Here is an 11,149-nt window from a genome sequence, read left to right on the forward strand (position 1 = left end):
GGAGTCGGGAGTCGGGAGTCGGGAGTCGGGAGTCGGGGTAAAAAACTTGAAAGTATCATATAACTATCATAAACGCTATATCAATCATCAATTACCAATTAGCCTTTAACCAATTACCATTCAACCTTAAAGCTTCAACCTTCAACCTTCCAACCTTCAACCTTCAACATTCCAACCTTCAACCTTCAACCTTCCAACCTTCAACATTCCAACCTTCAACCTTCAACCTTCAACCTTCAACCTTCCAACCTTTAAACAATGACCAATATCCAAGAACTAACAACGAATAAGCAAAAGGGTTTTGATGCTCAAAAACCGCCCAAGCAAGAATTGATTGATGCCTGCGTTCATTGTGGCTTTTGTCTTTCCACCTGTCCAAGTTACCGGGTGCTTGGGAAAGAGATGGATTCCCCTCGGGGTCGGATCTATTTAATGAATGCAATTAGTCAAGGGGAAGCTCCCCTGGCCGAGGGGAGTACACAACATTTCGATTCTTGTTTAGGATGTTTGGCTTGTGTGACAACTTGTCCATCTGGGGTTGAGTACGATAAACTAATCTCCGCCACTCGTCATCAAGTTCAACGAAATCAGCCTCGTAGTTTTCCAGATTCGCTGTTTAGACAGCTAATCTTTAGCTTGTTTCCCTATCCGGGGCGATTGCGTTCATTATTGTTTCCTTTGTATCTGTACCAGACCTTGGGCGTGCAGAAACTAGTGCGCTCTACGAATTGGCTCAAACTGCTATCTCCTCGCTTAGCAGCCATGGAGTCAATGCTACCAAAGGTTACTCTAGATTCCTTTCGGGATAATTTACCCGATGTCATTCCCCCTGTGGGCAAGAAGCGTTACCGGATAGGAGTAATACTTGGCTGTGTGCAACGGTTGTTTTTCTCCTCAGTGAATCAAGCAACGGTGCGGGTGTTAACCGCCAATGGCTGTGAAGTGGTGATTCCCAAAACTCAGGGCTGTTGTGCCGCTTTGCCAGAACACCAAGGACAAACTGACCAAGCTCAAGCCTTGGCACGACAGATGATAGATAGCTTTGAGGGCACAGAAGTTGATGCCATCATTATTAATGCTGCTGGCTGTGGTCATACCTTGAAGGAGTATGGTCACATCCTGGAAGATGACCCCGAGTATGCTCAAAAAGCTCAAGAATTTGCAGGTAAGGTCAGGGATGCCCAGGAGTTTATAGCTAGTGTAGGACTAACTGCAACCCTTTCACCGCTTAGGGATGAGCCATTAACTATTGTCTATCAGGATGCTTGTCACCTATTACATGGACAGAAAATTAGTGTACAACCGAGACAGTTATTGCGGCAAATTCCAGGAGTGACCTTAAAGGAACCGATGGATGCCGCCTTGTGTTGCGGTAGTGCTGGAGTTTACAACATGCTGCAACCGGAAGTAGCCGATGAGCTGGGACAGCAGAAGGTTAATAATTTATTAAATACTGGCGCAGAGTTGATTGCTTCCCCAAATCCAGGGTGTTCGTTACAGATCAAGAAGCATTTGCAGCTGCAAGGAAAAGACATTACCTTAATGCATCCGATAGAGTTATTGGATTATTCGATTCGAGGATTAGGAATTAGGCTTTAGGCACACAAGAACAACCGTCAACAACTAACTAACTAACACAAGACTTAAGTATCCAACCAATCACCAACCCCAATCCCCCAAACCGCACCCCATGCCAAAACGGTTCCTGTAGACTGTGCCAAGAAAACAACTGACTCTCTAAATTCAGCTCCAGGACTTCCAGTTGTTCCTGAATTTGCCTTAACTCAGCCTTTAGGGCTTGTCGATTACTATTAGTATTATTAGTTTTAGTATTATTACGTTTAGTCTTGCGCAAGTCTTTCCTAACTTGCTCTCGACGCTCCTGGAGTTGAGCTTGCTGTCGCTGATCCCGCTGCACCTGAGTATAACGTGTCTTGAGAGTATTAAGCGATCGCTCTATTTCTGCCAATTCCTCTTCAAACTCATTCACATCTTGTTGATCCTGTCTATTTTTTCGTGAATCACGGTAAGATGAATGAAACGATTCTGGAGGCATATAACAATCTTAAATCCTAGGTTAAAATAGTTGGGAGTTGGTAAGCACTGACACACTCCCCCACTCAGCACTCAAAAAACAATGCCTGAATCCATCCAATTCACCAAAACTGATGCTAAGATGGAACCTAGCACTCTGGAATTGGCTCAAGCCTTAGCAGAACGTTTGGCGATCAGACCCAATGATTGGCATCGCCTCAAGTCTAATCGCTCCGCCCGAGCCAGTGAGCAGGCTGCTGCTGCTTTGGTATTTCTGCTCAATGATCATCCAGAAGAAGCCCTTGAACGATTGCGCCAAGCCTCTGGATGGCTAGACCGCTCTATTTCAGCTCCCCCTTGTCCAACTCATGGGAAACGCCACCCTTAGGGAAATAGGGGCTTAGGAAAATAGAGGGCGCTTAGAGGGATGCTTCACTTGTTTACAAAGCCTAATTTCTGTTCCCTGGTTGTTCCAGAGGACTTTATCGAAAATTTGGTGAAGCAGGCTCATGCCTCTACCGCTTTCTGATTCATCGCAGGGTAGGCTAACCTCGGGACTCTCTTGGTCATCACCATGGGTAAAACCAGACCCTTCATCTGAAATTACCCACCAATATTCACCATTGACTACTGAAAATTGAACCTCTACGGTCTTACTTGGGTCTAAATTATTACCGTGCTTTGCTGCATTCACTAACGCTTCTTGTAATCCCAGCCGGAGTTCCGGTTGCCATTTATTGGGAATTTGTTCAAGAAGCAAATCGAGGATCGGGCAAAGGTAAAGGGTAGAAGCAAAGCTAACCGTTTCCCAACCGCACTCAGCCGGACTCAAAGATGTGGCAATCACTCAAGAAACCCCTAGCTTTTTTTTTGTGGACTTGATATAATAGGAGGCTAGATGCCTGATTTTGATCGGGTTAACGCTAAACACGGCTGAATCGTGCTTAGCAACCACCTGACTAGGAACTCTCGATTTCTTGAGGTTGGCTTCTATATTCAGACATGAAGATTCCTGCTGGCATAGCTAAACTACAACCTCTCTATGGTTAATTATTCTGTTAATTAGTTCAATAGGTAGTTCAATAGGTTTTTCACTAATGTCGCTGCTTTACCTATCAGCTCAATGGAAAAAATGCCTAAACAGCGCTATAATAGCCATTTAGCGTTACTCATCTTCCCTAACCTTAGTGTATTTCTGATTCCCTACGTCTATAGTATCAGAAAATTTTCGCTCAGACCAGACCCTTCTGGGTAGTTTCCTCATGAAATACCAGTGAAATAGGTAAATAATTGATGTAGATAATTGAGACTATACATAAAGACTATACATAAAGAAACTATTTAGATGCCCGTGCCACCGTTGGGTAAGCTACCAATTCCCCATCACCAATTGCCCATCACCAATCAGGGATGATGCTTGGGTGTTCCACAATTGGGCAACGCCAATATCAGTGCTCGAGAAAAGCAGCACATTCAACATGAGAGGTTTGAGGAAAGAAGTCAGCAGGTTGGATGTGGGTTAACTGGTAGTCACCGTTGAGGCAAAGGAGTTTGAGGTCTCGTGCTAAGGTAGCTGGGTTACAGCTAATATAAACGATCCGTTTTGGTGCCACTTGCCTGAGGATGTCAATAACTGCTGGAGAACATCCCTTACGGGGTGGGTCAAGTAAGATAATATCTGGCGCTATAGTCAACTGGGGGAGTAACTGGTCCACTGATCCCGCCTGAAATTTCACATTAGTGATCCCATTGATCAAGGCATTTTGCTCAGCTTGCTCTACTGATGCGGCTTGCACTTCAATACCGATAGCTTGGCTTACCTGTTGGGCAAGGGGTAGAGTAAACGTGCCAATGCCACAGTAAGCATCAACTACACATTCATGCCCCTTCAGGGCTAGCTGTTTAATGATTAGGTTTAACAAAACCTCAGCCGCTTCAGTATTAACTTGGAAAAACGTATCTGGTCGCAGCCGCAACTCAAGACCAGCAAAGTTTTCCCTCAAGTATGGCTGACCTGCAACACAATAGGTTTGGGAACCAAAAATGACATTACTGCGGTGGGGGTTATGATTCACACAAACACCAACCAGTTGGGGATAACGATTTAGCCAAGTTTGCCCTTGGATATCCAAGTCTTTTAAATTCAGATCCGTTGTGACCAAGGTCAGCAACATCTCGCCAGTCTGTTGTCCAATCTGTAACGAAAGGTGACGCAATCGTCCTTGGTGGCGGCTTTCGTTGTATATCGACCACCCCAATTGCTGAATATCCTGCTTAATTTCCCCTAGCAGGGGATTCAAGCGCTGGTCTTGCACGGGGCATTGATTAAGATTAATGAGCTGGTGGCTACCTTTTTGGTAGTAACCCGCTTGAACTGAACCCGTTGCTGAGCGTTTAAGGGGATAGGTCGCTTTGTTGCGATAGCCCAAGGGAGAATCTGTGGTTAAGATTGGGGCTACGGTGGGTTCGCTAAATCCACCAATGCGTTTGAGGGCTTGAATCACCTGATTTTGCTTCGCCAACTGCTGATAGTCCCAGCTCACATGCTGCCATTGACAACCACCACACTTATCCGCCACGATACATCGGGAACGAACACGATTAGGGGATTCCACTAACAGTTGGTGTAACTTACCAGTAGCATAGTTAGGTTTGACCCGCATCAGGCGCACCAAAGCTCTATCGCCTGTGACAGTATCCGGAACAAAAACGACCCGATTTCCTAGGCGTCCAACGCCATCACCACTATCACTGAGGTCTGTAATCATTACCTCAATCAGTTGACCTTGTTGCCAACACTCAGGGCTGGGCTGATTAGTTATCATCATTGGCATTATATAGCAAAGGGAACAGCGGATCTGGGAGTAGGGAGTAGGGAGTAGGGAGATCGAATGCAGTAGCTCATGGTGGAAACCACCTCAGGTCGGCGCACCCGTCGCTACCTGTAGGTGGCTTTATTAAGGTACCCTAGTACTTATAGCGTTTTTGCGTAAATCCTGATAGTTTTGTTTTCATGCCAGCTACAGATGGCAAGAGGGGGCAAAGGATGCTTCAAGGGAATGTAAAGGATGGGGTAAGAGGGGAAAGAGACTATCGATGCCAGCAAGCAAGCATGGGTTTTGCTCTATTTGTTGATCTTATGCCCAATGCCTTCCGTTGTGTCACCCAAAGTCGGTAAACTACTAATTAACAGTTCTGGCAACAAGTCCCGAGGTAAAATCTGTAATTTAGCTTGGGATGAATTGCCTGAGTAACTCAATAAAAAACTCCATAAACTAATAACATGAGTGTAGTTAGTCAAGTCATTCTCAAAGCCGACGACGAGCTGAGATACCTCAGCTCTGGTGAACTCAAAAGTATCAATGATTTTTTGCAAAGCGGTGAGCAGCGATTGCGCATTGCTGCCACCCTGTCGGAAAATGAAAAAAAGATTGTACAAAAAGCCAGTAGTCAGCTGTGGCAGAAACGCCCTGACTTCATAGCACCAGGAGGCAATGCCTATGGTCAGCGTGAACGAAATCAGTGTTTACGGGACTATGGATGGTACTTGCGCTTGGTCACCTATGGTGTGCTTGCTGGTGATCAGAAACCTATTGAAGACATTGGTATAATCGGGGCAAGAGAAATGTATAATGCCCTAGGTGTGCCAATGGCAGGGATGTCAGAAGCGATAAATTGCTTAAAAGAGGCATCTTTGGGAATCCTCACCGACGAGGAGGCTGAGCTGACAGGTCCCTACTTCGATTACATTATTCAAGCAATGTCTCCTAAGTCCTAAGGTAAGCTATCAGCTATCAGCTATCAGCTATCAGCTATCAGCTATCAGCTATCAGCTTATGGGCATAGGGCAAGCTACAGTGAACAGCTTTTGAATAAAACAGGTAAGCATTGGTTTAATCTCTGTTACCTCAGCTGACAGCTGACGGCTGGCGGCTGACAGCTGACCTCCTAAGTCATTTGTGATTAGTCATTAGTCATTGGTCATTTAATAATAGGATATGGTTACTTGTTAATGGTTAATTAACAAGTAACCATTAACAATTAGCCATTAACAATTAATAAAAGACTAATGATTAATGACCTCAAATCCCACGCACTTTAGTCGTGGGATTCTTTAAATTAAATGTGGTTAATCAAAAAACTGCCCTGGTTTTCATTATCAATTCTTCTGTTAAGCCATAGTATTTTTGGCTGGATGATATCTGTTGACTTTCAGGAATTGATTACGGTAGAACACACTACATCAGCATCACATCCTTCCTTATTTCATATATCGGTATGGCTCTGGCTGATCGGAGCAGTTTATATCGTGTTGATGGCTTTAGCGATAACTGCTCCAGTGTATCAGATTAGAAAATTGTACGGGACTTGGATGAAATCTGATACCAAAGCTTTTGTCTCCGTAATTTTCAGCTCTTTCCTAGCCGTTATCATCCTGCGCTGGATTCATTATTCTAGCCGTATTCTGGTGCTGATTGCTGCTGCTGCCTTAACCAGATTAGATCTTCAAACAGAAGGATATGGTGAATGGCAGGCTTTCTGGATTATCTGTGGGGTTTCTCTTACAGGTTTTAGTCTAGGCTTATTAGTTCATCAGTTACTAATAGCAATTTTATAGCCATGTTGATAGAAATGAATGTGGTTTTTTTAGTAATGGGTAATGGGTAATGGGTAATGGGTAATGGGTAATGGCGATCTCCGAGTCGTCAACCTTGGCCAAAAGGCCACGCTACGCGAACAATCCTCAACCTACCCTACACCGAAGGCCAAAGGCGAACAACCTTCTAACCTTCTAACCTTCTAACCTTGGCCAAAAGGCCACGCTACGCGAACAACCTTCTAACCTTCTAACCTTGGCCAAAAGGCCACGCTACGCGAACAACCTTCAACCTTGGCCAAAAGGCCACGCTACGCGAACAACCTTCTAACCTTCTAACCTTCTAACCTTCTAACCTTCTAACCTTAAACCTTCTAACCTTAAACCTTCTAACCTTCTAACCTTAAACCTTCTAACCTTAAACCTTCTAACCTTAAACCTTCTAACCTTAAACCTTCTAACCTTCAACCACAAACACTATTAATCTGTCTGGGGCATTTTAATTGTAACTGCTCCTTCTGGTGTGATAATAACTTTACCACCTAGGGCTTCAATTCTACTAATGGCGATTTGGCTAGTGCGAGGGTCAGGGGAGTTATTTAAAACCATTGACCAAGCACTCACTTGAGCTATCTTACTAGTAGGATTGCGCTTTATAAATTCAGCAGTGTTGCGGGAAATTTCAGCAATGTTTTGACTTTCTTCATCAGCGGATTTACTTGCCCAATCGGCGGATTTTTCAAAGGATTCTTGGGCGGCTTTAGGGTCACCCAAAAATAATAATTCATCAATTCCTTTGTAACGCCACACATAATAAGATTTAGGGGTAACTTTAGGGGATAGTGACTGGAGTCCTTTTTCCATTAAGGCGACCGATTTTTCTGGCATTCCTGCATATAAGGAACTACTGCTAGATAGAAAGAAATAGGCTGTTAAAAATTTGGGGTCTCGGTTTATAATAACGTCAAAGTACTCTGGGCTAAGCTGATAGCTAGTAATTTGGCGAGCCTCTTGATCACCAAAGTATTGAAGGAAATTCAGAAATACCCAGTCAGCTAATACATTATCGAAGCCAAATGTAGGTAGTCTCTGAAGCAGATTGAGATATACTTGTGTTGCTTCTACGTCTCGCTGGAGGTCTGCGGGTGAGATGTTTTTGGAGCTTTGTTTAAGGGCATTGAGTTGGGGTTGCTGTAGCTTGCCAACTGCTAATATACAACCTAGGAGAATTATGATTGCTCCTAGGGATTGGGTTAGTCTTTGAGGAAATTGCCAAGGCATTTGTCTAAGGTGAAGTATTAAGTAATATCAAGTATGAAGACAAGCATTCAGCTATCAGCTATCAGCTATCAGGCTTTGGCCTTGACCAAGGACTTTTATGAAAACTTTCAATTCTCATTAATCTATCAATTATCAATATTAAATTCTCCCCTTTGCCCATTGCGCATTGGCGCACGCTACGGGAAGAGCCTACGCTACGCCGGGTTTATTTTAAGCTGACAGCTGACAGCTGAGGGCTGAATGCTTACCTATGAAGGCGCTATGTATCAAGTACCGAGGAGACCATCAAAACATTCCCACCATAGTCTCAATTAACTCTGAGGGTAACTCCTTGAGAAACTGAGAACGGTTAGCCGGTTCCCGATTCCCATAAAAGCGTCGCTCATGAGCATGGGATAAAAACAGTTGTTCCTGAGCGCGAGTAATCCCTACATAACACAGACGCCGTTCTTCTTCCAACGCTACAGGATCTCTGAGACTACGACTGTGAGGAAACAGTCCTTGCTCTAGGCCGACTAGAAAGACAATGGGAAATTCTAGCCCTTTAGCAGAGTGAAGGGTCATTAAAGAAACTGCTTTTTTCCCCTCTTCCAGGTTATCCATGTCAGAGGCTAGAGTTGCATTAGCAAGAAACCCTTCTAAGCTCGTTTCTTCGTTTTCTTCTTGAAATTGCAGCACTGCATTAAACAATTCCACAATATTTTCCAATCGATTCTCAGCTTCTTCAGTGCCTTTGTTTCTTAAATCGCCAATATAACCAGACTCTTCCATAATCCCTTTGAGAATCTCTAATGCCGATCGCTCTTCCAATTGCTCCTGCCATTGAGAAATAAGCTGAGCAAATTTCTTTACCGCTTTAGCTGACCGTCCAGCAAATGTATGAACTGAGGTCTCATCACTGATAATTTCCCACAGGGGAACTCCTAATTCTTGGGCAGCTGCGACCAGATTGTTAATGGTAGTTTGTCCAATTCCTCGTCGAGGAGTATTGATAATGCGCAATAGACTAACAGTATCGGATGGGTTTGCGATCGCTCTTAGGTAAGCCAGAGCATCTTTAATTTCTTTACGGTCATAGAACTTGAACCCACCAACTACAGTATAGAGAATATCGGCTCTGATCAAGACATCTTCAAAGGCACGGGATTGAGCATTAGTACGATAAAGAATAGCAAAACTGCCTCCATCCAGTTCTGGATTTTGTCGTTTTAGCTGGATAATTTTACTGACTACAAACTGAGCTTCTTCCAATTCGTCATCAGCGCTATAACAATAGATTTTTTCCCCGATACCCCGTGTTGCTCGCAGAACTTTATCAATCCGCTGGGTATTATTTTCGATCAGGTGGTTAGCAGCTTGAAGAATATTTTCCCTAGAGCGATAGTTTTCTTCTAGCTTGACCATAGTGCGAGTATCTTGATCGGCTAAACCGTCACCAAAGTCTTGCTGAAAACCCAGAAGGATGGTGAAGTCTGCCATTCGGAAACTGTAGATAGAGTTATGAGTAAGCAATCCATCGCTAAAGTAGACATGGTGCTTCTCTACCTCTAGGCTATACACCAAGCCACTGTATTCCTGACGCTGAATCCTAATCGGTTTCCAAGCCACGGTTTTGCCACCCTGATAGACAGCTATATCCATCAGTTCTGGTAATAAATTAATCGCTGCTAGCTCGATAGTACTTTTACCCCGTCCGCCTTGATAGGCAATATCAGGGCTGTAAATCGGGTAGTTTGGGTCGAGTCCAAAGTCTTGAAGACAGGAAATCCCCCGTTCTGGTAACACATCACCCAGGGCATTAAATAACTGCTCCAGCATCTGACGGGTGTACTCAGTGGCACCATTAATTGGTTCAAACGGGGCAGTGGGAATACCATAGCGAGCGGCAATATAAGAAACTTTGAAGGAAGCTTCTGTCCGATTGTCGGTTGTCACCAGAATCCAAGCGGCATCTGCTTTGTCAACCCTGGCTCGATAGCCTAACTGAAATCCACCATCGCTTTTAAATAGCTTGCACCATCCGACTCGGTACCACTGACCTCGGCGGATTAGGTAGACAACATGAGTCTTGTCCTTAGCTTGCTGATTCCACCGGATTGGCCATCGATGGTTTGGTGTGGAGCGAGTAGTTTGGCTATCAACCGTTACCTCAATCAGATGGCCACTAAAAGGACGACTGGCTTTGTTGAAACGATAACCTTCGACTCTGCCAACTACTGCGGAAGAATGAGGGTTATAGCTGACTAACCGATGTTGATTTGGATCTAGTGCTTCGATTGGGACATATCCTTCAGTAGTGAGTACTTGAGTACCTGGTGGCTGACACTGGTCTGCATCCCCTACTACAAAAACTGAGCGATTCTGCCAATCCCACTGACTCTTTCGAGTTTCGCCATTGGTACTCAACAAGCGAATCAGTTCATACTGAATCCGATTGGTATCTTGATACTCATCCACTAAAATGTGATAAAATTGCTGATGCCAGTAGCTTAAGACCGACTCATTCTGTTGGAATAGCCTCATTGGCACTAAGATGAGGTCATCAAAGTCCAAAGCATTGTTAGCAGCTAACTGCTCTTGGTAGTGGCTATAGACATCAGCAATCACTCGTCCCCGGAAATTGGACTGTTGTAGCTCAAATTCCTGGGGAGAAAAACCGCGATTTTTGGCATTGCTGATGGCATAGCGCACAGAACGGGGGTTAAATTTGTGGTCATCAAGATTTAAGGTTTGAGTGACAATGGTTTTAACCAGGGTCTGGGCATCGGATTCGTCAAAGATGGAAAAGTTCCGATTCCACTTCCGTCCCTGCTCATCTTCATATTTATTGATATCGAAGCGGAGAATCCGAGCAAACAGACTGTGGAAGGTGCCAATCCACAACGGTTTGGTGATAGTTTTGTAAACACGCGATCGCAACTGGGTTTGTTGGTCTTCTGGCAGAAGCTCCAACCGTTGACCATACTTCTGTTCCGCCAGCTGCTGAGCAAATATTTGCTCAATCCGCCCTTTCATTTCCCGTGCAGCTTTGTTAGTGAAGGTCACTGCCAAGATATTTTCTGGTGAGACCTTGTGTTTGAGAATCAGATTAGCAATACGATAGGTCAAGGCTCGGGTTTTGCCAGACCCGGCACCAGCAACAACTAACAACGGACCACAGAAATGTTCAACGGCTTGAAGTTGGGAAGGGTTGAGGTGGCTCAGGAAATCAGGGGTTGTACTCATAGGGGCGGATAA

12 protein-coding genes are annotated in these 11,149 nt (G+C 44.5%); 7 read left to right on the forward strand and 5 right to left on the reverse strand.

Annotation, left to right across the window (positions count from 1 at the left end):
* Positions 1-258 precede the first annotated feature (258 nt).
* Positions 259-1,599 carry a (Fe-S)-binding protein gene (locus F6K20_RS09470; RefSeq protein WP_287294513.1) on the forward strand — a complete coding sequence of 447 codons (1,341 nt, stop codon included), beginning with the start codon at positions 259-261 and terminating at the stop codon, positions 1,597-1,599.
* Between the two features lie 28 nt (positions 1,600-1,627).
* On the opposite strand, the gene F6K20_RS09475 is transcribed toward F6K20_RS09470, so the two are convergent.
* The gene (locus F6K20_RS09475) at positions 1,628-2,056 is read right to left on the reverse strand and encodes a sll0565 family protein (protein WP_008188001.1); all 429 of its coding nucleotides are present in this window, start codon (positions 2,054-2,056) and stop codon (positions 1,628-1,630) included.
* A gap of 81 nt (positions 2,057-2,137) precedes the next feature.
* Between F6K20_RS09475 and F6K20_RS09480 the strand changes: the two genes are divergently transcribed.
* A complete protein-coding gene (locus F6K20_RS09480) occupies positions 2,138-2,422 on the forward strand; it encodes a DUF6439 family protein (protein WP_008188002.1) in 285 nt (94 codons plus the stop codon).
* Between the two features lie 12 nt (positions 2,423-2,434).
* Here F6K20_RS09480 and F6K20_RS09485 read toward each other — a convergent pair whose 3' ends face one another.
* Both F6K20_RS09485 and rlmD read right to left on the reverse strand, forming a co-directional pair.
* A complete protein-coding gene (locus F6K20_RS09485; protein WP_008188003.1) occupies positions 2,435-2,881 on the reverse strand; it encodes an ATP-binding protein in 447 nt (148 codons plus the stop codon).
* A 601-nt stretch (positions 2,882-3,482) separates the two neighbouring features.
* Complete coding sequence (gene rlmD, locus F6K20_RS09490) at positions 3,483-4,868, reverse strand: 23S rRNA (uracil(1939)-C(5))-methyltransferase RlmD (RefSeq protein ID WP_008188004.1); 1,386 nt, start codon at positions 4,866-4,868, stop codon at positions 3,483-3,485.
* A 179-nt stretch (positions 4,869-5,047) separates the two neighbouring features.
* On the opposite strand from rlmD, the gene F6K20_RS09495 reads away from it, so the two are divergent.
* The 4 genes from F6K20_RS09495 (at position 5,048) to F6K20_RS09510 (ending at position 6,838) form a co-directional block, all read left to right on the forward strand.
* The gene (locus F6K20_RS09495; RefSeq protein WP_008188005.1) at positions 5,048-5,212 is read left to right on the forward strand and encodes a hypothetical protein; all 165 of its coding nucleotides are present in this window, start codon (positions 5,048-5,050) and stop codon (positions 5,210-5,212) included.
* Positions 5,213-5,317: 105 nt separating this feature from the next.
* Positions 5,318-5,812 (forward strand): allophycocyanin subunit alpha-B, encoded by a 495-nt coding sequence (locus F6K20_RS09500; protein ID WP_008188006.1) that lies wholly within the window; start codon positions 5,318-5,320, stop codon positions 5,810-5,812.
* A 417-nt stretch (positions 5,813-6,229) separates the two neighbouring features.
* A complete protein-coding gene (locus tag F6K20_RS09505; RefSeq protein ID WP_287294515.1) occupies positions 6,230-6,652 on the forward strand; it encodes a hypothetical protein in 423 nt (140 codons plus the stop codon).
* A 63-nt stretch (positions 6,653-6,715) separates the two neighbouring features.
* The gene (locus F6K20_RS09510) at positions 6,716-6,838 is read left to right on the forward strand and encodes a hypothetical protein (protein WP_267875706.1); all 123 of its coding nucleotides are present in this window, start codon (positions 6,716-6,718) and stop codon (positions 6,836-6,838) included.
* Between the two features lie 273 nt (positions 6,839-7,111).
* On the opposite strand, the gene F6K20_RS09515 is transcribed toward F6K20_RS09510, so the two are convergent.
* On the reverse strand, positions 7,112-7,912 hold the full coding sequence (locus tag F6K20_RS09515; RefSeq protein ID WP_287294517.1) for a hypothetical protein: 801 nt from the start codon (positions 7,910-7,912) through the stop codon (positions 7,112-7,114).
* A gap of 33 nt (positions 7,913-7,945) precedes the next feature.
* On the opposite strand from F6K20_RS09515, the gene F6K20_RS09520 reads away from it, so the two are divergent.
* Positions 7,946-8,131 carry a hypothetical protein gene (locus F6K20_RS09520; RefSeq protein WP_287257419.1) on the forward strand — a complete coding sequence of 62 codons (186 nt, stop codon included), beginning with the start codon at positions 7,946-7,948 and terminating at the stop codon, positions 8,129-8,131.
* A gap of 66 nt (positions 8,132-8,197) precedes the next feature.
* Here the strand turns inward: F6K20_RS09520 and F6K20_RS09525 are convergent, their stop codons facing one another.
* Positions 8,198-11,137: a UvrD-helicase domain-containing protein gene (locus tag F6K20_RS09525; RefSeq protein WP_287294519.1), complete on the reverse strand. Its 2,940-nt coding sequence runs from the start codon at positions 11,135-11,137 to the stop codon at positions 8,198-8,200.
* Positions 11,138-11,149: the final 12 nt, after the last annotated feature.

It is taken from the genome of Moorena sp. SIO2C4 (assembly GCF_010672485.1).
Lineage (GTDB): Bacteria > Cyanobacteriota > Cyanobacteriia > Cyanobacteriales > Coleofasciculaceae > Moorena > Moorena producens.

What these genes read in the sequence shown, in the direction of transcription:
- F6K20_RS09510 (WP_267875706.1), top strand. Translation starts at nt 6,716, where the DNA reads ATGGGTAATGGCGATCTCCGAGTCGTCAACCTTGGCCAAAAGGCCACG.
- F6K20_RS09500 (WP_008188006.1), top strand. Translation starts at nt 5,318, where the DNA reads ATGAGTGTAGTTAGTCAAGTCATTCTCAAAGCCGACGACGAGCTGAGA.
- F6K20_RS09505 (WP_287294515.1), top strand. Translation starts at nt 6,230, where the DNA reads ATGATATCTGTTGACTTTCAGGAATTGATTACGGTAGAACACACTACA.
- F6K20_RS09480 (WP_008188002.1), top strand. Translation starts at nt 2,138, where the DNA reads ATGCCTGAATCCATCCAATTCACCAAAACTGATGCTAAGATGGAACCT.
- F6K20_RS09495 (WP_008188005.1), top strand. Translation starts at nt 5,048, where the DNA reads ATGCCAGCTACAGATGGCAAGAGGGGGCAAAGGATGCTTCAAGGGAAT.
- F6K20_RS09470 (WP_287294513.1), top strand. Translation starts at nt 259, where the DNA reads ATGACCAATATCCAAGAACTAACAACGAATAAGCAAAAGGGTTTTGAT.
- rlmD (WP_008188004.1), bottom strand. Translation starts at nt 4,868, where the DNA reads ATGCCAATGATGATAACTAATCAGCCCAGCCCTGAGTGTTGGCAACAA.
- F6K20_RS09515 (WP_287294517.1), bottom strand. Translation starts at nt 7,912, where the DNA reads ATGCCTTGGCAATTTCCTCAAAGACTAACCCAATCCCTAGGAGCAATC.
- F6K20_RS09525 (WP_287294519.1), bottom strand. Translation starts at nt 11,137, where the DNA reads ATGAGTACAACCCCTGATTTCCTGAGCCACCTCAACCCTTCCCAACTT.
- F6K20_RS09475 (WP_008188001.1), bottom strand. Translation starts at nt 2,056, where the DNA reads ATGCCTCCAGAATCGTTTCATTCATCTTACCGTGATTCACGAAAAAAT.
- F6K20_RS09520 (WP_287257419.1), top strand. Translation starts at nt 7,946, where the DNA reads ATGAAGACAAGCATTCAGCTATCAGCTATCAGCTATCAGGCTTTGGCC.